The sequence below is a fragment of the Deltaproteobacteria bacterium genome (genome assembly GCA_026129095.1).
Taxonomy (GTDB): Bacteria; JAGRBM01; JAGRBM01; order JAGRBM01; family JAHCIT01; genus JAHCIT01.
In genome coordinates this window covers 111949-134199 of record JAHCIT010000010.1, presented here as the reverse complement: position 1 = coordinate 134199, position 22251 = coordinate 111949, and the positions used below count along the sequence as shown (strand labels likewise).

The following is a 22251-nucleotide window of genomic DNA, read 5'->3' as shown; positions in this document are numbered from 1 at the left end:
CCCCCCCCCCCCCGCCCCGGGCGCCCCCCCCCTAACCCAGCCTGCAGCCGCTCCCATTCCTCGGCCGGGTAACGATTCCCATGGACCATCACCCATCGTGCGCCGCGTGCGTGAATGGCCTTGATGCTTTCTGGTGACGGGAACATCTTGATCTCCTGCCGAAACCTCGTATACGCCGGCGGCTCGTAGGAGCTGACCCCGTTCAGCCGGGGAATGCCATCCAGTACCCAGTAGAACTGATAGACAGGGTCATGTTGGATTCCGTCGTTGGTTCCAGCGGGAAGCTCCAGCAGCGGCGCTTTTCCCTGCTCCAGTATCCACTGATAGGGTAGCGGAACCTTACGCAGATCCTTGTCCGAACATTCGGAACAGGCGGCCACATCCAGCCGGATATCCTCTATCCGCCAGTCTGGGGGTTCCCAGGGTAAATTGGCTGGTGAAAGGCAGAAGACGGCTGCCGCGACCGCCATTGCAGCTCTCGTGCGGTTTGTCCACGATCGTTCCCACAGCCACGCGAGCATCATCGACAGGGCAAAAGCTCCCGCAAGCATCAGCCGTGCAGGGACACGGATTGCTCCAAAACCAGGTACTGCCATATCGAGCAGCGCCAATGGGCCCACGGCTACCGGCATGCCCGAAACGAACAGGACCGGGCCAAGCCCCACCAGTAGCAATACTCCAACAACCGCATGGAGTGGCCCGAACTGTGCCCCCTGCACCGAAGGTTCGGCTCGGACAGACCGGAGCCATAGACAGAAAAGTGCTGTCCACAGCAGGAGAGTGACTGCCCAGACTGTATCCGGCAGGGCCGCTTTGGCTGCAATCTGCACATACAGAACCCCTGTCACAGTGAGGCCTAGCAGGAACGCAAGAATACCGTCACCAGCCCATCCGCGAGCGGGCGGCGGGCAATGGCCACGCGGCAGCCGGTCAGGGAAGCGGAGTTTCATCGCCGTCAGAAGCAGCCAGAGAAGAAGATAGATTTCAACGGATCGCTCCGTTGGAGCATATCGGGCATAGGCATCAGAAATGTCACCAGTGAACGGCAGGAAATTGGTCAGGTCAAGCCGGAAAAATATCTGGGAGGAGATCACAGGGCCCAGATCAGATGCCGGACCAAGCGGACTGTACAGCCGGATCACTTGGGAATAAACAAGCCCGCAGAGTGCTACCGGAACGCAGGCAACTCCACAGCCGAGCATATGCCGTCGAAGGACCGGGTCAGTCGTCACACGGACTCCGGCCAGAATCAGGGTCGACAGGGTGTTGGTCATCCCGGCGGCAAACTGGAAAAGCAGAGCCGCTGCCAGCCACCAGTATCCCTTTCCGTCGCCATTCCGGATGCGGGAAAGCGACATCCATGCCAGTGGCGGGCCGAATGCAGAGCGGTACGAGATCGAATTGACTAGGCCAAATATCCAAATGATACAGGATATATAGGCCAAGGCAGCCCAGAAGGAGACTACGGGAACTGTTCCTTCATACCTGAACGCGAAGTAGGCCGCGATAACGGCTGCATACACGCACAGTCCAAGAACGAGATTCCATGCCAGAAACACATTCAGGCCCGCGGCCCGCATTAGTGCGTACAATAGCCCCTGCAACAACGGAAGCTCGGAAGTAAGTGATATGCCTCCAATTGGATAGAAGAAGTCCGGCGAGAGGAGTGAACCTGCTCCCAGAAAGACCGAACGGTATACCCACTCAAGAACCGAGGCTTGATGGATGAAATCCTGCGTCGTGATAATGCCAGCAGAAGGGTCCGCCCTGAGCACGTACAGGATGGTCCCGCCTATGGCGGCAGACAGCCATATCACGGGGCCGCATGGCAGCAGCCGATGCTGGAAGAAGCACCGCGTAGTCATTTCGGTAAATAATTACATTTTCGGAAAATTTACGCGAGGCCTATTTCTGCTGCTGCCCCGATACACGGCAGGGATGCTTTTATTCCCAGAACGGCAAGAACCTCACCCACCAACCATGCGGCGGGTGATTTCGTGAATCTTGGCCACCTGGGCGGGCTTGGAAAGGTAGAAGTCGGCACCGAAGGTCTTGGCGAGGCGGACCAGCTCGGTATCGCTCTTGGCCGAGAAGATGACGATCTTCACATCCCGGTTCAGCTCCCCGGCCCGGATCTTCTGGCACAGTTCAAGGCCGTCCATGCCGGGCATCATGATGTCGAGGAACACGAGATCGAACTTCTCCGACCCCAGCCGCTCAAGGGCCTGGAGCGGATTCGCGCAGGTCGTCACCTGATGGCTGATCATCCCGAGCGCCTTCTTCATGATGGCGAGCGTTTCGGGCGCGTCGTCAACTACGAGTATGTTGGCCATAACCGGCAGCAAGTTAGTCTTTCCGCACTCGGGAAACCAGAACGCACGAAGGCTATATAAACAGCCGTATCGTATGGGAACACCACTCCCCTTGACGCTCGCCACGCCCCAAAGGTAGTCCGCACGGGATGAAGCGCGGCAGCCGCCAGAAACGAAAGGCCAAAGGCGCGAAGCCGGTCCGGCTCTGGGGCGGACGGTTCAGCGAAGGCCGCGATCCGGAGGCCGAGGCATACATGGCCTCGGTCCATTTCGATTCAAAACTGGCCCCCTATGATGTCCGTGGCTCCATCTCCCACGCCCGGATGCTTGGCCGCCAGAAGATTATCCCTCCCGCCGACGCGAGAAAGATCGTCGCAGGCCTTGAGGCCATCGGGCGGGATATCGCGGCCGGACGGTTCCGCTGGGATCCGGACGCCGAAGATGTTCACATGAACATCGAGAAGGAACTGACCCGCCGGATCGGCGTGGCCGGCGGGCGGCTCCACACGGCCCGGTCACGCAATGACCAGGTGGCCGTTGACGTGCGCCTGTACCTGAGGGACCGGATTGACCACACGGTGGAGCTCCTCAAAGACCTCGTGGCAGCCTTCGTGAAAACCGCCGCCGGGCAGGTGGACACCGTGCTCCCCGGCTACACACACCTCCAGCGGGCCCAGCCGGTAAGCCTCGCCCATCATCTTCTTGCCTACGCCGCGATGTTCTGGCGGGACCGGGAGCGGCTCCTCGACGCCCGGAAGCGGGTCAACCTGCTGCCGCTCGGCTCCGGCGCCATCGCCGGATCGCCCTATGCCCTGGACCGCGAGGGCGTGGCAAAAGAGCTGGGTTTTGACGGTGTCACACGCAACTCGATGGACGCGGTCGCCGACCGCGACCCCATCGTCGAGTTCCTCTCCGTGGCGAACCTGTCGGCGCTGCATCTGTCACGGCTCGCCGAGGAGCTGGTCCTCTGGTCGTCGGCCGAGTTCGGTTTTGTACGGCTCGCCGAACCCTACACGAGCGGATCGTCCCTAATGCCGCAGAAGCGGAACCCCGACGTGGCCGAACTGATGCGTGGAAAATCGGGCCGGGTGTTCGGTTCACTTGCTGCCCTGTCGATGGCCGTGAAGGGGCTCCCGCTCACCTACAACCGTGATCTCCAGGAGGACAAAGAGCCCCTGTTCGATGCGGCCGAAACCTGGACCGCGGGGCTCACGCTTGCCGCCCGGATGATCCGAACGGCCCGGTTCAACGCACAAGCCATGCGGGCCGCCGTGAGCGACCCCCTGCTGCTCGCCACTGATCTCGCCGACATACTGGTGGGCGAGGGAATGCCCTTCCGCGAGGCGCACGAGGAGGTGGGAAAACTTGTCGCCTTCTGCGAAAAGTCGGGAAGGTCGTTCACCGGACTCGACGATGCGGCGCTCAGGAAGGCGGGATCGAAAATCCGCAAGTGGATGCTCGGCGAGCTCTCGCCGCTCGACGCCGTGGATGCACGGGCCGTCACGGGCGGCACCGCCCGCCGCGAGGTCCGCAAGGAACTGGCACGGTGGCAGAAACTGCTGCCGGAACCGGCCCAAAAAAGAACACGTTGAAATCCCGGCATCCGTTCTGTAATGAGAGCGCGCCCCGGCCGGTCCGTGAACCGGAACGTGCGCCGGAATAAGGACAAGTCCCGCCGATGAGCTCCCCGACCCCGTTCACCTACAAGAACTCCGAGCTGTACTGCGAGCAGGTTCTCCTGGCCAAGATCGCGGAAACGGTGGATACGCCGTTCTACGTCTACAGCAAGAACACCATCGCCGATAACGTCAAGGCGTTCCAGAAGGCGTTCAAGGACGTCCCGCACCTGATCGCGTTCAGCACCAAGGCAAACTCGAACCTGTCAGTTCTGAACACGGTCATCCAGAATGGCGGCGGTCTGGATATCGTTTCCAGCGGCGAGCTCTACCGTGGTCTCAAGGCGGGCGTGGACCCCAAGAAGGTGGTCTATTCGGGCGTCGGAAAGAAGGCCTCCGAGATCGAATACGCGATCAAGACCGGCATCCTGATGCTGAACGTGGAGTCGGCCGAGGAACTCGAGAAGATCAACGAGATCGCCGAACGGCTCCATCTGAAGGCTCCCGTCGCGCTCCGGGTAAACCCCGACGTTGACCCCAAGACCCATCCCTACATTTCCACCGGCATGAAGAAGGCCAAGTTCGGCATCCCGGTGCAGGAGGCGCTCCGGCTCTACGGCGAGGCGGCGAGGATGAAAGGGCTGAAGGTGGTAGGCGTCGACTGCCATATCGGTTCCCAGCTTACCGACACCCAGCCGTTCGTTGACGCCATGAAGCGCATCCGCGGCGTGGTGGAGGAACTCCGTTCCCGGAACATCGAGATCACCCATCTGGACATAGGCGGCGGCCTTGGCATCCAGTACAAGGACGAAAAGCCGCCCTCGATTGAGGAATACGCTGCCGCCATCCTGGATGTCCTGAAAGACATCGGCTGCACGCTGGTGCTTGAGCCCGGCCGCCGGATCGTCGGCAAGGCCGGTGCGCTCATCACCCAGGTGATCTACAACAAGCACGGCGAAGCCAAGGATTTCGTCATTCTCGATGCCGCCATGAACGACCTCATCCGGCCGAGCCTCTACGAGGCCTGGCACGAGATCATTCCCGTGAAGGAATCGAAGCCGGAGAAGAAAGCCGTCGATATCGTCGGCCCCGTCTGCGAGAGCGGAGACTGCTTCGCCCATGACCGGAAGTTCCCGAAGGTCGCTCCGGGCGACCTGGTGGCGATCCTTGACGCCGGGGCCTATGGCTTCACGATGGCCTCCAACTACAACACCCGGGCACGGCCGGCCGAAGTGATGGTCAGTGGCGAGAAGTTCATTACCGTCCGGAAGCGGGAAACCCTTGAGGACATGATCCGGGGCGAATCGATCTCGATGTTCTGAAAATGGGCCCCCCGGCGGCCCATTTGCCCCGGCCCCATCCGGGCCATTACACAATAGCCAGCGGCCATGCCCACGCTCCCCTTCACCAAGATGCACGGCACCGGCAACGACTTCGTGATGGTCGATGCCCGGGATTTCAGCGAGGCCCGCCTCAAGGCGCTTCGCCGGAACGCCTCGCGGATCGGCGACCGCCACTTCGGTGTCGGATTTGACCAGATGATTATCGTCCGGAAACCGGAATCGAAGGATGCCGACCTCCGCATGGAGATCATCAACCAGGACGGGTCCATCGTGGAGATGTGCGGAAACGGAATCCGCTGTTTTGCCCTTTACGTCCGCGACCGGAAGATCATGGACAAGCCGGTCCTGAACGTGGAAACTCCGGCCGGCATCATCCGCCCCCGCATCGCGGACGGACTGGTGGAAGTGGACATGGGAGAACCGGTCCTCGACGGCCGCAGGATCCCGGTCAACGTGGATGGCGAGATCCGCGACCGGACGCTCACCATTGCCGGCGAACCACGGACCGTCACCTGCGTCTCAATGGGGAATCCCCACTGCGTGAGCTTCGTTCAATCGGTGGAAGCGGCGCCAGTCACAACGCTGGGACCGAAGATCGAGCATGACCCGCTTTTCCCCAGGCGAATCAATGCCGAATTCGCCGAGATCGTGGACAAAGGCACGATCCGCCTCCGCGTCTGGGAACGCGGCGCGGGCGAAACCCTCGCCTGCGGGACCGGCGCCTGCGCCACGGCGGTTGCTGCCGCATGGACCGGCCGCACGGGCAGGAATGTGACAGTAAAACTTCCGGGCGGTGATCTCAGGATCCGCTGGGACGAGAGCTCGAACCGGGTGTTCATGACCGGTCCGGCAACAACGGTATTCGAGGGCAGCCTGGAACTGCCCGACGGGGAGTGACCAAACCGATGGCCCGCCTGAAACTAGAGGGAAACTTTGCCGCGATCGTGACTCCGTTTCGTGACGGGCGTATCGACGAAAAACGCTTTGCCCAGCAGATCGAGCGGCAGATCAGGGCCGGCGTCTCTGGCCTCGTACCCTGCGGCACCACGGGAGAAAGCGCCACGCTCACCCACGAGGAGCACGACCGGGTGATCGAACTGACCATCCGGTTCGCACGGGGGCGGGTACCCGTCATGGCCGGCACAGGGTCAAACAGTACCGAGGAAGCAATCCGCCTCACGCGCAAGGCCGCCAATGCCGGGGCCGACTGCGCGCTGCTCATCGCGCCCTATTACAACAAGCCGACCCAGGCGGGTCTCGTCGAGCACTACCGGGCCATCGCACGGGCGGTGAAGATTCCGCTCGTCGTCTACAACATCCCGGGCCGCACGGGAATCAATATCCAGCCGCAGACGCTGGCCAAACTGGCCGACGTGAAGAACATCGCGGGCCTGAAAGACGCTTCCGGCTCGCTGGACTATATCTCGGAGCTCACGGCACTCACCGGCAGCCGGTTCGCCGTGCTCGCCGGGGACGATTCGCTCACGCTGCCGATGATGTCGCTTGGCGCCACGGGCGTCATCTGCGCTTCGTCGAACGTGCTTCCGGCCGAATACAGCCAGCTGTGCAAGTTCGCACTCGCGGGCAAATACGAACAGGCCCGCAAGCTCCACCACCGGATCTACCCCCTGACGAAGGCCCTCTTTGCCGAGACGAACCCCATCGCCGTCAAGGCCGCCATGGAACTGATGGGACTCGATTCGGGGGACCTCCGGCTCCCGCTGTATCCAGCGTCGAAGGCGACCCGTGACCTGCTGAAAACCGAACTGAAGAAGCTGGGCAAGCTCGGAACGAAAGGCGGCAAATAAGATGCCGAAGATCCGCGTGGCCGTGGCCGGTGCTGCCGGACGCATGGGGCAGCGCAACCTCGCGCTGCTCGCAGCCGATCCAAAGTCGTTCAGTATCGCCGGCGCGCTGGAGCACCGGTCCTCGCCGCGCCTGGGTGAAGACGCCGGCACGCTCATCGGCAAGGCGCAACTGGGCGTCCGGCTCACGGACGACCCTGCCGTCGCCCTGAAAAGCGCGCAGGTCATGATCGACTTCACCCTGCCGGGGGCTTCGCTCGCCCTGCTCCCCGAACTGGCGAGGCGCCGGGTGGCTCTTGTCCTGGGCACTACCGGCTTCAGTGCGGACGGCCTGAAGAAGATCAAGGCCGCATCTGGAAAAATTCCCATCGTCATGTCGCCAAACTTTTCGGTCGGCGTGAACGTGATGCTGAAACTGCTGGAGCAGGGTGCCCGGCTGCTTGACGAAGACTACGACATCGAAGTGGTCGAGATGCACCACAACCAGAAGAAGGACGCACCGAGCGGAACGGCGCTTAAGCTCGCCGAGGTGCTGTGCGCGGCCACCGGCCGCAACATGGCCAAAGACCTTGTTTATGCCCGGCAGGGCGACACCGGCGTACGCACCAGGCGCGAAATCGGCGTCCAGACGCTCCGTGGCGGTGACGTCGTGGGCGACCACACGGTCTTTTTCGCAGGTATGGGCGAGCGAATCGAAATCACCCACCGGGCCACAAGCCGGGACAACTTCGCCACCGGCGCTGTCAGGGCTGCCCGCTGGATCGTGGGCAAAAAGACCGGCCTGTACTCCATGCACGACGTGCTGGGACTCCGGTAACCCGGTCCCCGGAAGCACCGGTTTACTTCCGAAAATGGGACTCTTCGACTTCTTCCGGAACTCCAAACCGGCCGCGCTGCCGTTCGACATCCCGTCCCGCGGCAAGTCATGGCACCCGGAACCCGCCACCGAGCCTCACACCGGTCATGCCGTGATCTGGCCCGCCGCCGGGGCGGACGGTATAAGCGGTTGTTTCGATCCCCGCCTGCCGGTCTATCATGCCGTTGTGGTACTGGCCGCAGGCAGGCTTCCCGGCAGTGAACCGGCCCCGCCGTCCACCCGGTTCCTCCAGGAGTTTCTCGTCAGCGAACTGGATTGCCTGAGCACGGCCTTCGGCCGGAAGGAAACGGTGGCTTTCGACGGTGACCGGATACCGGAAGGCTGGCGGCAGATCGATTACCAGACCTCCCCACTATTCCGCACCGACTGGTACGAGTTCAGCGTCAGAACCCGGTCCTGGATCGGCCCGGAAAACCACGTCCGCCCCGTCCGCAAGTCCCTGGAAAAGCTGGGAGCCGGTTTCGCCTCGAAACGGTTTCTTGTCCCCAAAACCTATACGCTGCTGCCACACCATGAACTGGCACTCGACGGACTGCTCCGGGTCAGTTATCCGGTTTCAGGTGAACGCCGGGACGTTTTCATGGCTTTTGGCTTCGGCTCCCGGTTCACGGAAGGCTATCTCGAAGCGAATAACTGGCCCGCCATCAAGCCCGAGGTAAGCGGCTTTCTGTACGGCACGAACTGGAGGTTGTCCCCATGAACCGGTTTAAGCATATGGCCCTGCCACTAATGCTCCTGATGCTCGCCGCCTGCGGCAGCCAGACTTCATGGCAGGGGAAACCGGGAGGGTCCAAGGAGCCCATTGCCGGGCGGGTTGATACCGAAAAGCTGGTGGAGAAGGCCAAGAATGTCGTCACCGGCAATAAAAAGGATGCACCAGCCGATGCAGCCACGGACGGTACGGCCGGCAGCGAAGTAGCCGAGTCCGCCGAACCCGTCACGGAGCCGTTGCCCGAAGGCGCGTCCCTCTCCACCGAACCGGCCGTGGCACCGGCACCCGGTGCCCTTTCGCCCACGGCAGCCGCGACCGGCAGTTCACTGCTCCTGAACACCCAGCTTCATATCCTCCGCCGGGCGGCTATCGAAGGCAAACCCTGGGTGCTCGTCTCGCTGGAGGAGACCACGGGCGGCGGCTTTGCTGCCCGGATACAGCCGGTCCGGGGTACCAGCACCCAGTCGGTCCCCTTCACCCCCGTGGTGGATGAACTCCGGGCCGAACTGGAGAAAGCCTACCCCCGCCTCAAGGGGCAGAAGGGGCTCCTCCATGTGGACCTGGTGGACGAAACGGGAAAGACCGTCGGCCGCCACCGGGGTGCGGGATGGGAGTTCTAGGCCTCAAAAAATCCGGTTGACATGCCCCGCCCCCTTCATTAGAAACGGGCGCTAGTTTGACTCGCCAGTCAACCGGCAGGGGCCGGAGGCCAGGCAGGGTCCATATCCCACGGAAAGCCAAGGAGAATCTCGCTCATGGGTAAGCCACTTGAAGGCAGGGTAGCCATTGTCACCGGAGGCGGCGGTGCGCTGGGCCGCTCCCACTCGCTCACGCTCTCGTCGCTGGGCGCCAAGGTCGTCGTGAATGACCTCGGCGGCTCGCTGAAGGGCGAAGGTGCCGACAAGACCTCGGCCCAGAAGGTTGTCGACGAGATCAAGGCCAAGGGCGGCGAGGCCGTTGCGAACTACGACACCATCTCCACCCATGAGGGCGGCGAAGCGGTCGTGAAAAGCGCCGTCGATGCCTTCGGCAAGGTCGATATCGTCATCAACAACGCAGGCTTCCTGCGCGACGTCTCGTTCGGCAAGATGACCGACGACGACTGGCTGGCCATCATCGGCGTGCACCTGACGGGCGCGTACTACGTCACCAAGGCCGCCTGGCCCCGCCTGAAGGACCAGAACTACGGCCGTATCATCATGACCGCCTCGGCCGCCGGTATTTACGGCAACTTCGGCCAAGCCAACTACTCGGCAGCCAAGATGGGCCTGTTGGGTCTGGGGCAGACGCTCGCCCACGAAGGCAAGAAGAACAACATCAACGTGAATGTGATCGCCCCGATCGCCCGCTCGCGCCTGACCGAAACCGTCATGCCTCCTCCCATGCTGGAGAACCTCAAGCCGGAGTTCGTCTCCCCGCTGGTGGCCTACCTGTGCTCGGAAGAGTGCAAGGAAACCGGCGGCATCTTCGAGGTCGGTGGCGGCTTCTTCACGAAGATCGCCTGGTACCGCAGCCCCGGCCTGGGACTGAAGATCACCGAGCCGATCACCTACGATGCGATCAAGGAGAACTTCTCCAAGATCACCGACTTCACCAACGCCAAGATGTGCCGGACGATCCAGGAATCGACCATGGCCGTCATGGCCAACCTGTCCAAGAAGTAGACCCTGCTTCTGGGATGGTCCTGACTGGAACCCCGGTTCTCGGCATCGAGCACCGGGGTTCCGTTTTAGGTCACTGCCACCAGCTCCACCGGAGGCCCGAATCATGACGACTGACCGTGTCCACTACTCCCTCGACGGCCGTATCGGCATCATCCGCCTCGATGACGGCAAGGCCAATGCCATGCAGGGCGAGCTGTTTGACCAGCTCGGCAAGGCGCTGGATCGCGCCGAAGCCGACAAGGTCTCCGCCCTCATCATCACCGGCCGGGAAAAATTCTTCTCCGGCGGGCTGGACCTCAAGGCCCTGCCGATGCTGAAAAAGGATGAGCTGACAAAAACCCTTGCTGCCTTCCCCGTGCTGATGCAGCGGGTATTTCTATTCCCGGCGCCGGTGATCTGCGCCTCGAACGGGCACGCACTCGCGGGCGGCATGGTGCTCTATCTCATGGGCGATGTCCGCATCGCCGTGGACAACGACGCGCATAAATACGGCCTGAACGAGACGGCCATCGGCCTGCCGCTGCCTTCATGGGTTGTCGCCACCTGTGCACAGACGATCCCCCACCGCTACCACATGGACATGATGGTGCACGCCCGCGTGATGCCCCCGAAGGAAACCCACCGCCGGGAAGTGACGCAGGAACTCGTGGCCTCGGCGGATGACCTCATGCCGAAGGCGATGGAAAAGGCCAAAGAACTGTCGAAGCTGATCCCCGCCGCCTACATCGCCACCAAGCTCAGGCTTCGAAAACCGCCGGTAGACATCGCCAACGCCCGGGCCGCCGAGGAAGTCTCCGGTTTCCTCTCCACCGGGCCATTTGCGAACCTGAAGTAGGGATACGGAAAGAACTACCTGCCGCCAGGGATGGCGTGCAGGTAGCGGGCACGTTCGCACGCTTCGCCGCGGTTCAGGTTCAGCAGGAACCGGCAGACCGATTCGCAGGCCAGCCGGTCTGCGGCAAGCCGCGCCCATTTGAGCTTCTGCTGGCGGACTTTTTCCTCGACGGGAAACATGGAGGAAGTGTAGGCGGGATTGCCCTGCGGGGACAATCGGGCCTATTCGAGCTTTACCGGCTTACCCAGCCTGGCACCGACAAGCGTTTCCAGATCTCGCACGAGATCCGTCCCCCGCTTGTCACACAGCCAGCGGCCTCCGCTTCCGGCCGAATAGTGCCAGCCGCCCCTGGGCTCGGCGAGCCAGATCTGCTGCACGGCCCGCTGGCGGCTCAGGATCAGCTTGCTGCCGTCCTCGAAATCAATGGAGAGCTTGCCGTCGCCGGGCGACAGTTCGATATCCTCGCGGCCCAGCGCATCGACGGCATCCTCGATGCGTCGCAGGAAATCATCAACGGCTATCAGATATTCGGATTCGGTCATTGCGTAGTAGTAACAACTGGCAGGCACCAAGGGAATTCAGGTGCCCCGTATCTCCTTTTCAGCACTGGAAATGCGGCTCAGGAGCTGTGGATCGTGGGTATTCTTCCGTGCCTGGCGGAGCGCCCGAAGCGCACGCCGCCGGTGTCCAAGGGCCTTCTGGACGAGCGCCCGGTAGTAGAAAAGCTCGGCAGCGACACCAGAGAGCGGTGACAGGCCCCGTATCGGCATCAGGTTCCTCAGCCCCTCCTCAATGTTCCGGTCCGCCTCGTCAATCCGACCTCGGCGGAATGACACCGCTCCGAGATACCCGGTCAGGAGGCCAATGCTGCGCGGAGAGCCCCCCTGCGTGAGCGCCTCCTTGAGCAGGTTTTCGGCCTGGTCGAAATCCCGTCCGGCCTCCAGATAGAGCAGGGCCAGTTCGGCCCGGAGCATCGACGAGCCGGGATCGATCTCCAGTGCCCGCCGGTAATGCTGCTCGGCTTCAGCAAACTCCTTCAATGCCCGGTAAACGGTCGCCTTTCGGTAGGAAAGGAACGGTTCCCTCAGCCGGGCCGCCTCGGCGCGGGCGAGTTCCTCGAATGCGCGGGAGCGGTCGCCATCCATCGCATACAGGATCGCCAGTTCGCCGTGGTAATACCCCTCGGGCAGCACACGGCGGATGAATACCGACTGTGAATGCACCCGCTCCAGGAGCATGGCGGCTTTCCGGTACTGGGCCTTCTGCCTCAAACGCTGCCACTCGGCGAGCGGCGCAAGCGGACCCCGCCGGGCCGACCGGACCAGCGCGAACTGAACCACCAACAGGACCAGCGCGATTACAAAGAGAACCGTCTGGTCAGGCACTGAGATATCCACCACCCCCATGCCCGCAGCCAGCAGCAGCGCGACAAGCCCGAAAATCGCCATGCGGAGCGCCAGGAACCAGAGTGCGCTCCGGCGTAACCCCTGCATGACGGTGCGTATTTCGGCGTTTTCGGCATCGCTTGTGCCGATCGTCTCAAGGTCAATACCGGGGGCCGGGTTGTCGGGCCCCTCCATCCGGTCCACTTCGCCCCGGCTGAGGCGGCCCATCTGGCGGACGGGGGCGGCAGCAGGCGGGATCCTGTCGTCCTGCGTGTATTCCTGGACCGAAATCCGGACAAAACCCCGTCCTTCAAGAGTCTCCCGCACTTCCGATGCGGACGCGGCAGCCATTCGCCCCTCATAGGGATGCCCGCGCGAATCGACCGATTTGAAATCAAACAGCGGCATGGTCAGCTGACAGACTACTTTCCGGTACGTTTCCCGAAGATGATTCCCGTCACAGCACCGGTATCATCTCCACAAGGATTAAACTCGTCCTTCCAGGCCGTCCTGGCAAGGGTGATGCCCGGCGGGCGGGTGCTTATAGGCTTTTATGCAGGCTACTTGCCCATGAAACGGTCCCGGTTCCGGCCGACCAGTTCGCTCGCCCAGACCGGGAATACCCGTTTCACCAGATCAATGGCGAACGTCTCGCGGGCCACCAGCACCCGTGCCTCATTGTTCCGGATGCCCCGGACGATCGCGTTCGCCACAGACGAGGGCGGCAGGGCTTTCGTCTCGAAGAACTTCACGGCCTTGACGCGCATCTGCTGGGCCATCTCCTCGGAGAACCGGGCGCTCTTGACGATGTTGGTATTGATTCCGCCGGGGTGAACGCAGGTAACGCCGATATTCTGGCCCGTGAGTTCGGCCCGGAGCGATTCACTGAATCCCCGGACGGCGAACTTGGTCGCGGCATAGGATGACTGCGATGGCAGCCCGATCAGGCCAAACACGCTGGAAATATTGACGATATGGCCCTCACCCGCCGCTTTCAGGTGCGGAAGGAAGAACTTGCAGCCGTAAACGACGCCCCAGAAGTTGATCCCGACGATCCATTCGAAATCCTCGAGCGTGTGTTTTTCGAACGGTGCTGTGACCGATACACCGGCATTGTTGATGACGATATTCACCCGGCCGTGGGTCCTGGCAACCTCGGCGGCGAACAGTTCCATCAGGTCCTTCCGGGCCACATCCACCAGATGCCGGCTCACCTTGCTCCCGCTGGAGGCAACGAGTTTCGCCGTCTCGGCGAGGCCAGCCTCGTTCACGTCCGCCAGCGCCAGATCGCAACCCCTGTCCGCCAGCGCCAATGCCGTCGCCCGGCCGATGCCGCTCGATGCGCCGGTCACAACCGCAAGTTTGCCCCTGAGATTCTTCACAGCCGTTTCTCCTTAACGCCGGCAGACGAACAGTCCGGCACAGATCTGATTATCCCGGTTCCGGATGGAACCTGAAAGACGCAGGGTTTTCCGCTATCCGCCCGGGAACCTGCCGCCTAGAAACGGGTCACCCAGTCGGCATACTTGGGGAGCGCACCCGTGACTGCCTGCCGGTAACGTTCCTGGAGCAGCTTCGTCACCGGTCCCGGTTTGCCCGTTCCGACCGGACGGTCGTCAATCTCGCGGATCGGCGTCAGTTCCGCCGCCGTGCCGCTCATGAACACCTCGTCGGCCACGTACATCTCGTCCCGGGTGAACCGGCCCTCCACGAGCGTGAGTCCCTCGTCCCTGGCGATTCGGATGACCGAATTACGCGTGATGCCGTTCAGCACGGCGGTAAGGGGCGGGGTTTTGATCACGCCGTCCTTGACGACATAGATGTTCTCACCAGAGCACTCAGACACGTAGCCGTCCGTGTCAAGCATGATCGCTTCCTCGTAACCGGCAAGCGACACCTCGCGCTTGGCGAGGATCGAGTTGATGTAGTTCCCGCCGGCCTTGGATTTGGTCATATGCGTGTTGACGTGCATCCGCGCATAGGAGGACACCTTGCCGCGAATACCGTTACGGACGCCCTCCTCCCCCAGGTAGGCACCCCACACCCAGCAGGAAATCGACACGGTGACCGGATTGTTTACGGCATACAGGCCCATGGCCCCCTCGCCGATAAACGCGATCGGGCGGATATAGGCACCCTTCACGTCGTTCGCCTTCAGGGTTTCCAGAATCGCATCATTGATCTGGTCCTCGGTATACGGGATCGTCATCAGGAGGATCCGGGCCGACTCGAACAGGCGTTTGGTGTGTTCCTTGAGCCGGAACACGCCCCGTCCCCCATCAGCCAGCTCGTACGACCGGACGCCCTCGAATACGCTCGTTCCGTAGTGCAGGGCATGGGACAGCACATGGACCTGGGCATTGTCCCAGTCCACCAGCTTGCCGTTCATCCAGATTTTCTTGAGCTTGTCCACCATAGTCGTGAGGGTTCCGTGCGGTTTGGGTTTTCCGCCTGTTCCGGGCGGGAAACCACTTTTATACGGGTTTAGCGCAACGCGCAAAGGCCCGGACCGGGGAAGGGGCCTAAAGGGGCTCCCTAACCTGTTGAAATAGTTAAGAAAAAACAGGCGGCGCTTCCCGAAATAATACGCCCCGTTTCCCTTGACGCCACCGGTCAGGTGCTTAGTTTACGGCGGACGGGACGGCCGCAGTTCCGCCCAAGATTTCACAGAGAGGCAGGCATAAAGGCAATGGGCAAGATGATCGGTATCGACCTCGGCACGACCAATTCGTGCGTCGCCGTGATGGAAGGCGGCGAGGCGAAGGTGATCGCCAACCAGGAGGGCTCGCGGACAACCCCGTCCGTGGTTGCCTACACAAAGGATGGCGAGATCATCGCGGGGCAGGCTGCCCGCCGTCAGGCGATCATGAACCCGCAGAACACGATCTATTCGTCCAAGCGGTTCATCGGCCGCAAGATGAAGGAAATCCCCGAGCGGGAAAAGAAGGTTCCCTACCAGCTCATCGGCGCCGACAATGGCGACGTGTGGTTCAAGGTCCATGACCGCAAGCTGGCGCCGCCGGAAGTGAGTGCGCAGGTGCTCGGCAAACTCAAGGCGGCTGCCGAGGCCTATCTTGGCGAGCCCGTGACCGAAGCCGTTATCACCGTTCCGGCCTACTTCAACGATTCGCAGCGCCAGGCAACCAAGGATGCCGGGCGCATCGCTGGCCTCGACGTCAAGCGGATCATCAACGAGCCGACGGCAGCAGCCCTCGCCTACGGAATCGACAAGAAGAAAGAAGAAAAGATCGCTGTCTATGACCTTGGCGGCGGCACTTTCGATATCTCCGTGCTCGAAGTGGGTGACGGCGTTGTCGAGGTGAAGGCCACCAACGGCGACACGCTGCTCGGCGGCGACGATTTCGACCATGTGGTCATGCAGTGGCTTGTGGACGAGTTCAAGAAGAGCAACGGCATGGACGTCTCGAACGATCCGATGGTCATGCAGCGGCTCAAGGAAGCGGCTGAAAAGGCCAAGATCGAACTGTCCTCCACCAAGGAGACGGAGGTCAGCCTGCCGTTTCTAACCGCCGACAACACTGGCCCCAAGCATCTCAACGTGACACTGACCCGCGCCCGGTTCGAGGAAATGGTCCGCCCCCTCGTCGAGCGCACGTTGGAACCCTGCCGCAAGGCTCTGGCCGACGCAGGGCTTTCCACCAGCCAGATCGACGAGGTGGTAATGGTGGGCGGATCCACCCGCACACCGATGGTGATCGAAGCGGTCAAGAAGTTCTTCGGCAAGGAGCCCAACCGTTCGGTGAACCCCGATGAGGTGGTCGCTGTGGGTGCGGCGATCCAGGGCGGCGTGCTACAGGGCGACAAGTCGGTGAAGGACGTGCTCCTCCTCGACGTGACGCCACTGTCGCTCGGCATCGAAACGCTGGGCGGCGTCAGCACCAAGCTGATCGAGCGGAATACGACCATCCCGACCCGCAAGACCGAGGTGTTCTCCACCGCTTCAGACAGCCAGACATCGGTGGAGATCCACGTCCTCCAGGGCGAGCGCGAACTGGCCGAGCACAACAAGACCCTGGGCCGGTTCCATCTGACCGGACTGCCACAAGCCCCTCGCGGGGTGCCACAGATCGAGGTCACCTTCGACCTCGATGCCAACGGCATCCTGTCGGTTTCAGCCAAGGACCGTGCCACGGGCAAGGAACAGCAGATCAAGATCACCGCGTCGAGCGGCCTGTCGAAGGACGAGATCGACAAGATGGTCAAGGATGCCGAAGCAAATGCGGCCGAGGACAAGAAACGGCGCGAGGAGATCGATGAGCGCAACCGGCTCGACGGCTCGGTCGCGCAGCTGGAAAAGCTGCTGGCCGATAACAAGGAAAAGCTGCCGGCTACGGAAGTGGTCGAGATCGAAAAGGCCGTCGCCGATGCCAAGGTGGCGCTCGACTCACGCGACGCGGACAAGATCCGTGCGGCCAACGAGGAACTGACCCGGGTTTCCCACAAAGCTGCCGAGCTGATGTACAAGAACGCCCAGGCCGCAGGTACGCCGCCTCCCGGCGGCGGCAACGGCGAGCCCGCAGCAGAGGAGAAGACCGGCAAGGACGGCAAGGTCGTCGATGCCGACTTCCGCGACGTGAACTAAGCCCTACTATCAGGCTTCAGGAACGGCGGCCCCCAAGTGGACCGCCGTTCCTGCTTTTCGCCAGCCCTTCTTGACCCCGGCGCAGAGCGCAATTATCCGTCGCCCCGTCATGGCAAAGGTTCCCAAGCATCTCAAATATACCGAGGATCATTTCTGGTGCGATATCGAGGATGACTCGACCGTGCGCATCGGTATTACTGCTTTCGCTGCCGAGCGGCTGGGGGAGATCCTCTCCATAACATTGCCGGCCGAGGGCGATGCCGTGGAGGCCAGCGGCGACTGCGGCGAACTGGAAAGCGAAGAGAAAGGCTCAACCGAGCTGATCGCCCCTCTCACCGGGGAGGTCCAGGCGGTCAACTCCGACCTGATAGAAAACCCCTCGCTGCTGGTGGATGATCCGTGGGAAGACGGATGGCTGTTCACCCTGACGCCTGACGACGCTTCCGAGATCAAGGATCTCAAGACTGCCGAGGAATACCGGGAACTGATCGAACACCTGGAGAGCGAAGAGTAGCGGTCAGTTTGTCTTCTGTGTTTTCCCGTTTTTTCCCTTGCCCTTGCCATCAACAGCCTTGGCGCTGGCGGGAGAAGGGGGCGGTGGGCGGACAATAGCCGGCTCCGGCTCGCCTCCATCGGTTCGAGAAGCTGCCAGTTCCAGCACAAACGGCACACCGGTCCGCAGCCAGATCCGCCTTTCGGCGGTTTCGCCGCCGGCAGTCACGGCAAGCCGGCCCTGGCCGGACGTCACCTCGCGGCTGACCTGGCGGCCGCTTTCATCCGGACTGAACGTGAGCGGAGCCCCGTTCAGGACGACCGAAAAATCCTCGGCGAGGTCTTCTGCTGCCGCCGGGATTTCGATCCGTGTCATTCCAGCCATGTCGGCATCACCGAGCAGGTGCCGCACGGCATCGAACACGATCCACGGCAGATCCGCACTCGATCCGCCGTAGGGGATTTCAATGCCATCAACCCGTTCGCCCTGCACCGTGGAATACAGCACGGCCCGCACCACCCAGTCCGGACCGGACTGGCGCACCCGGATATCCACATAGCGGGCAAGTGCCGCCGGTTTCAGGAGCTTCGACGTGCACAGTCCGGTCACGCATTTCTGGTTTTCGGATGCGAGTCGCACCGGTTCCATGCCGAGGGCGGCGGCTACCTGTTCGGGGCTCACGTACTGGACCTTGGCAGCGAGTTCACCGGCATACCGGGCGGCGTCCATGACCCGTTCCTGCAGAATCCCGTCGAGGCTGCCCGTCACCGGTAGCAGGCCGACCCGCTGCCGGAGGCCGGGATCCTGCGCCGCCTGCTGCGCCGGAACCGGACCGCCCAGCGGGACCAGAGCCACCGGTACCAGCACCTGCTGGCCGGGATTCGCACGGAAAGGGAGTTCCATCTTCTCGTATCCAAGCCGCTCGATGACGAGTGTGTGTGCTCCTGCCATGATTTCATGGGTGGCCTGGTTGGGAAGGTCGGTTCCATCCAGCCGGACCCGTGCGTCCGTCGGAAGGCTCCGGAGTTCCAGAACGGCAGCCAGCGAGGCCGGGTCAACCGCCTGCATGTCATCCAGCGACGTGAACTCCAGCGTATACATCTCGCCCGGAAGGACATCGAACTCGCGGGACTTAGCCCCGTCACCGGCGCTGATGACGAGCCGCTGGCGGCCGGGTTCCACGGTGAGCGGCCGGTCCGGCTCCGAGAGCGGAATGTTGTTCAGCAACACGCCCCGCCCCGGCGGGATTCCCAGCACACGGACCTGAGACTTGCGCTTGGCTGCCGACGGATCAGAACCGGCGGAGCCGCCACCGATCTGCCGGACAATGGCCGCGACCATCCGCGTCAGAAGCAGCTCAGACTGCACGGTGTCGGGGATTTCCGTCTTTTCCCGGAACAGTTGCGAGCCGCGCCGGACCTCGTATACCTTGGCGGTCACCACGAATCCCGACGAACGGAAACCCTCAATGTCCACCAGGATGAACTGCTGGACGCCCTGCGCACGGGCGCGGGCGGCCCAGCACCCGATATCCGGGCACGGCCGCTGCATGGCGAGTGAAACCGGCGCAATCCCCGCCTCCCGGAGCGCCTTCTCGAACTCCGACTGGAACTTCGCAATGGTTCCGGCATCACCCACTCCGGAGGCTTCATAACCGCCGATGCCTATCTGGCTGGCACGGGCCTCCAGCACCGGCACCATTGACAGGGCCACAACCAGTGCCAGCATGCGGAGCGGCTCCCTGCACCAGAAACGTACGGCTTCCATCCCGATACCTGCCTCAAATGACAGCGCCGCCGGATATTCCGGCGGCGCCTGAATCAAACTCAATGAAGGGCGGCCCTGCCCTTCTTCCATTGTCAGCGGAGCCAGCCCGCAGGTGCTCCGGCCTTGCGCCCTTCCTCACGGATGGCGGCGCACTGCCGCCTGAAATCCTGGAGCTGCGCCCGGGTCTTTTCGAGTTCCTTGAAACGCTCCTCGGCACCGGCCTCGGCACCCGTGAGTTCCTCACTGAGCAGACCCTCGCGGTGCTCGACCGTACGGAGGTCGCGCTCGCACTTCTCGATCCGCCCCCGCCAGTATTTTTCATCTTTGACCGGACCATCCGGCTTCTTCTCGCCTTCCTTGGCAGCTTCCCCCTCGGCCGGTTTGGCGGCGCCCTCCTCTCCGCCCTCCGTCTTTGCCTCCTCGGCGGGTGGAGCAGACGGCACTCCAGCCGGACGGCGGAGTTCCATCTGCTGCCGGTATTTCGGTGGCACCTTGTTCATGGAATCGACGACATGTACTTGCCCGTCATCATCAGTATATTTGTACATTTTCGCGCCGGCTGACCCGGCAGCAAGCAGCAAACACATGGCGGCCAGAATGGCCGCACTGGTCATGCCCATTGGATATTTCTGCGTCATCATCTTCTTCCAACGCCCCGTAACTGGATGGCCACTAACGCCATGCCTGCATGGTTTCGATACTAGCCGGTTGAGAGCCGTCTGGCGAACCCCCTTCCCTCGCTTCAGCACATTGACGAACCGGCAGCCGGTCATTCACCTTGCCTTCCGTCATGGCATCCAGAACGCGTAAACCTGCTGCAGTCTCCACAAAACGGTCGGCCAAGGCGCTGCGCCGCGCCCAGAACCAGTTCCCGGGCGGGGTTAACTCTCCCGTCCGAGCATTCGGAAACGTGGGCGGCACTCCCCGGTTCATCGCCCGGGCACGCGGGGCCTACCTCACTGACATCGATCACAACATGCTGGTGGACTACGTGGGCTCCTGGGGGCCGATGATCCTGGGACACGCCGATCCGCGAGTCGTGAAAGCGCTCCGCGAGGCCGCCGGACGAGGCACCAGCTATGGCGCCCCGACGGAAGCGGAAAGCGAACTTGCCCGCATCATCCAGTCGTTTTTCCCGTCACTGGAGATGATGAGATTCACTTCGTCGGGAACAGAGGCTGCAATGGGGGCGCTCCGGGCCGCCCGCGGCTTCACCGGCCGCGACAAGATCATCAAGTTCGAAGGATGCTACCACGGCCATGCCGACTACCTGCTCGTCAAGGCCGGGAGCGGCGCCCTCACGTTCGGCGTGCCTGATTCGGCTGGCATTCCCGCCGCGATGGCCGGGCTGACCCTGACGGCCCGCTACAATGATGCCGCCCACGTCGAGGGACTCCTCAAGGCCAATGCCGGCGAGGTGGCAGCTGTGATTGTGGAACCGGTCGCCGGGAACATGGGGTGTGTCCCCCCCGTGCCGGGATTCCTCGAATCGCTGCGGACGCTCTCCAGAAAGCACGGCGCGCTGCTCGTCTTCGACGAAGTGATGACCGGCTTCCGGGTTTCGGCCGGGGGAGCACAGGAACTCTACGGCATCCGGCCGGACCTCACCTGCCTTGGCAAGATCGTGGGAGGCGGAATGCCGCTCGGAGTTTACGGCGGACGCCGGGAGATCATGGAAAAGATCGCTCCACTGGGTCCGGTCTACCAGGCCGGCACCCTGTCGGGGAATCCGATGGCCGTCGCCGCCGGTATCGCCACGCTGAAACAGCTCCGGCCCAGCCTTTACAAGCGGATCGACAACTACGGGGAGCGGCTGGAACACGGCTACCGTGAACTGCTGGCCAGGCACCGTCTCACGGCGGCGTTTAACCGCGTGGGTTCGATGTTCACGCTGTTCCTCGGCGTCGGAAAGGTAAATAGCTTCGAGACAGCCGCCCGGAACGACCGTGACCAGTTCCGCCGCTATTTCCACCGGATGCTGGAACTGGGCATCTACCTGCCGCCGAGCCCCTTCGAGGCGGCCTTCGTGTCGGCCGCCCACGGCAGCCGCGAATACCAGCGGACGATTCGTGCCGCGGATGACGCACTCGGCCTGCTAAATGGGGCTTAACTAGTTGATATTTAACATGTTTTATGCCGGTTGCATTTAATCATTGCTCCGCTAACATCCGCCCGGCCAGCGAAGGGCCCGAAGGCCATCCCTGATGCCCGAAAATCCGAAACCGCCGCCGCACTGGGCCTCCGAACTGGGAGCACTGTCAGGTGTCGGGATGACGATCGGCATAGCCACTGCCGCCGGGGTTTTCGGCGGCCAGTGGGCCGATGGGAAATGGGGAACCGGTCCCTGGCTCACTGTCGCCGGGGCATTTGCCGGGTTCGCGGCGGGAATGGTGAATCTTGTCCGGGTCTACCAATACTTCAGCAGACAGCCCGGGAAACGGCCAGATGGCGCCGAATGATCCGCTTCTGGCGGCCCGGCGCATCCGGCACCGGACGCTGTTCATCGGGCTCGCCGCCACGGCGATCAGCATCGTTGCCGGAGGCGGATTCCGGCTGGCAGGGAGCATTGCTGCCGGGACGGCCCTTGCGGCCGGAAACCTGTGGGTTATCGAGCAGATCGTCCGCCGCTACTTCCGGTCGGGAACAAAACGGTCAGGCGGGGGAATGGTGCTGGCTGGCAAATTGCTGGCGATGGTGTTGATTCTCTACCTCATCGTCCACTATGTGCCGGTCCACCTGCTCGCCTTCATGGGCGGGTTCGCGGCCCTCGTTGCCGCTTCCCTGTGGGAAGGGCTGGCGCAGGCGCCGCAGGGCGCGGCGAAGCCGGAGGTGAACTAGA

General features: G+C 62.6%; 23 protein-coding genes. 14 read left to right on the top strand and 9 right to left on the bottom strand.

Going from position 1 to position 22251, the window contains the following annotated elements; all coding sequences use genetic code 11:
• Both KIT79_14085 and KIT79_14080 read right to left on the bottom strand, forming a co-directional pair.
• A partial coding sequence (locus KIT79_14085; GenBank protein MCW5830433.1) for a hypothetical protein occupies nt 1-1865 on the bottom strand: 1865 nt, incomplete at its 3' end.
• Between the two features lie 102 nt (nt 1866-1967).
• Nucleotides 1968-2333 carry a response regulator gene (locus KIT79_14080; GenBank protein MCW5830432.1) on the bottom strand — a complete coding sequence of 122 codons (366 nt, stop codon included), beginning with the start codon at nt 2331-2333 and terminating at the stop codon, nt 1968-1970.
• 128 nt (nt 2334-2461) lie between these two features.
• Here KIT79_14080 and argH point away from each other — a divergent pair, with 128 nt between their 5' ends.
• The 9 genes from argH to KIT79_14035 all read left to right on the top strand — a co-directional run bounded on the left by argH (nt 2462) and on the right by KIT79_14035 (nt 11164).
• Nucleotides 2462-3904, top strand: a complete 1443-nt coding sequence (gene argH / locus KIT79_14075; GenBank protein ID MCW5830431.1) for an argininosuccinate lyase — start codon at nt 2462-2464, stop codon at nt 3902-3904.
• Nucleotides 3905-3990: 86 nt separating this feature from the next.
• Nucleotides 3991-5250, top strand: a complete 1260-nt coding sequence (gene lysA / locus KIT79_14070) for a diaminopimelate decarboxylase (protein ID MCW5830430.1) — start codon at nt 3991-3993, stop codon at nt 5248-5250.
• A 66-nt stretch (nt 5251-5316) separates the two neighbouring features.
• Nucleotides 5317-6168: a diaminopimelate epimerase gene (locus tag KIT79_14065; GenBank protein MCW5830429.1), complete on the top strand. Its 852-nt coding sequence runs from the start codon at nt 5317-5319 to the stop codon at nt 6166-6168.
• 8 nt (nt 6169-6176) lie between these two features.
• Nucleotides 6177-7079 (top strand): 4-hydroxy-tetrahydrodipicolinate synthase, encoded by a 903-nt coding sequence (gene dapA, locus KIT79_14060; GenBank protein MCW5830428.1) that lies wholly within the window; start codon nt 6177-6179, stop codon nt 7077-7079.
• Between the two features lies 1 nt (nt 7080).
• A complete protein-coding gene (gene dapB / locus KIT79_14055) occupies nt 7081-7893 on the top strand; it encodes a 4-hydroxy-tetrahydrodipicolinate reductase (GenBank protein ID MCW5830427.1) in 813 nt (270 codons plus the stop codon).
• Between the two features lie 34 nt (nt 7894-7927).
• Nucleotides 7928-8653: a hypothetical protein gene (locus KIT79_14050; protein MCW5830426.1), complete on the top strand. Its 726-nt coding sequence runs from the start codon at nt 7928-7930 to the stop codon at nt 8651-8653.
• Entirely contained in the window at nt 8650-9285 is a 636-nt protein-coding gene (locus KIT79_14045; protein MCW5830425.1) for a hypothetical protein, read from the top strand. The genes KIT79_14050 and KIT79_14045 overlap by 4 nt, the downstream gene beginning before the upstream one ends.
• A 135-nt stretch (nt 9286-9420) precedes the next feature.
• A complete protein-coding gene (locus KIT79_14040) occupies nt 9421-10329 on the top strand; it encodes an SDR family oxidoreductase (protein MCW5830424.1) in 909 nt (302 codons plus the stop codon).
• Between the two features lie 103 nt (nt 10330-10432).
• A complete protein-coding gene (locus tag KIT79_14035) occupies nt 10433-11164 on the top strand; it encodes an enoyl-CoA hydratase/isomerase family protein (protein ID MCW5830423.1) in 732 nt (243 codons plus the stop codon).
• A gap of 14 nt (nt 11165-11178) precedes the next feature.
• Here KIT79_14035 and KIT79_14030 read toward each other — a convergent pair whose 3' ends face one another.
• From KIT79_14030 to KIT79_14010, 5 genes are all read right to left on the bottom strand, one after another.
• On the bottom strand, nt 11179-11343 hold the full coding sequence (locus tag KIT79_14030; GenBank protein ID MCW5830422.1) for a hypothetical protein: 165 nt from the start codon (nt 11341-11343) through the stop codon (nt 11179-11181).
• 42 nt (nt 11344-11385) lie between these two features.
• Entirely contained in the window at nt 11386-11706 is a 321-nt protein-coding gene (cyaY, locus tag KIT79_14025; GenBank protein ID MCW5830421.1) for an iron donor protein CyaY, read from the bottom strand.
• A gap of 36 nt (nt 11707-11742) precedes the next feature.
• On the bottom strand, nt 11743-12957 hold the full coding sequence (locus tag KIT79_14020) for a tetratricopeptide repeat protein (GenBank protein ID MCW5830420.1): 1215 nt from the start codon (nt 12955-12957) through the stop codon (nt 11743-11745).
• Nucleotides 12958-13109: 152 nt separating this feature from the next.
• Nucleotides 13110-13931, bottom strand: coding sequence for an SDR family NAD(P)-dependent oxidoreductase (locus tag KIT79_14015; GenBank protein ID MCW5830419.1), 822 nt, complete (start codon nt 13929-13931; stop codon nt 13110-13112).
• 116 nt (nt 13932-14047) lie between these two features.
• The gene (locus KIT79_14010; protein MCW5830418.1) at nt 14048-14965 is read right to left on the bottom strand and encodes a branched-chain amino acid transaminase; all 918 of its coding nucleotides are present in this window, start codon (nt 14963-14965) and stop codon (nt 14048-14050) included.
• A 273-nt stretch (nt 14966-15238) separates the two neighbouring features.
• Between KIT79_14010 and dnaK the strand changes: the two genes are divergently transcribed.
• Nucleotides 15239-17152 carry a molecular chaperone DnaK gene (dnaK, locus tag KIT79_14005; GenBank protein ID MCW5830417.1) on the top strand — a complete coding sequence of 638 codons (1914 nt, stop codon included), beginning with the start codon at nt 15239-15241 and terminating at the stop codon, nt 17150-17152.
• Between the two features lie 109 nt (nt 17153-17261).
• Nucleotides 17262-17666 (top strand): glycine cleavage system protein GcvH, encoded by a 405-nt coding sequence (gcvH, locus tag KIT79_14000; GenBank protein ID MCW5830416.1) that lies wholly within the window; start codon nt 17262-17264, stop codon nt 17664-17666.
• 3 nt (nt 17667-17669) lie between these two features.
• On the opposite strand, the gene KIT79_13995 is transcribed toward gcvH, so the two are convergent.
• Both KIT79_13995 and KIT79_13990 read right to left on the bottom strand, forming a co-directional pair.
• Nucleotides 17670-19412 (bottom strand): hypothetical protein, encoded by a 1743-nt coding sequence (locus KIT79_13995; GenBank protein ID MCW5830415.1) that lies wholly within the window; start codon nt 19410-19412, stop codon nt 17670-17672.
• A gap of 92 nt (nt 19413-19504) precedes the next feature.
• On the bottom strand, nt 19505-20053 hold the full coding sequence (locus tag KIT79_13990) for a DUF4124 domain-containing protein (protein MCW5830414.1): 549 nt from the start codon (nt 20051-20053) through the stop codon (nt 19505-19507).
• Nucleotides 20054-20202: 149 nt separating this feature from the next.
• Between KIT79_13990 and hemL the strand changes: the two genes are divergently transcribed.
• The 3 genes from hemL (at nt 20203) to KIT79_13975 (ending at nt 22250) form a co-directional block, all read left to right on the top strand.
• Nucleotides 20203-21522 carry a glutamate-1-semialdehyde 2,1-aminomutase gene (hemL, locus tag KIT79_13985; GenBank protein ID MCW5830413.1) on the top strand — a complete coding sequence of 440 codons (1320 nt, stop codon included), beginning with the start codon at nt 20203-20205 and terminating at the stop codon, nt 21520-21522.
• Nucleotides 21523-21616: 94 nt separating this feature from the next.
• The gene (locus tag KIT79_13980) at nt 21617-21871 is read left to right on the top strand and encodes an AtpZ/AtpI family protein (protein MCW5830412.1); all 255 of its coding nucleotides are present in this window, start codon (nt 21617-21619) and stop codon (nt 21869-21871) included.
• Entirely contained in the window at nt 21858-22250 is a 393-nt protein-coding gene (locus KIT79_13975; GenBank protein ID MCW5830411.1) for a hypothetical protein, read from the top strand. Before KIT79_13980 ends, KIT79_13975 begins: the two co-directional genes overlap by 14 nt.
• The last annotated feature ends 1 nt before the right edge of the window (nt 22251 follow it).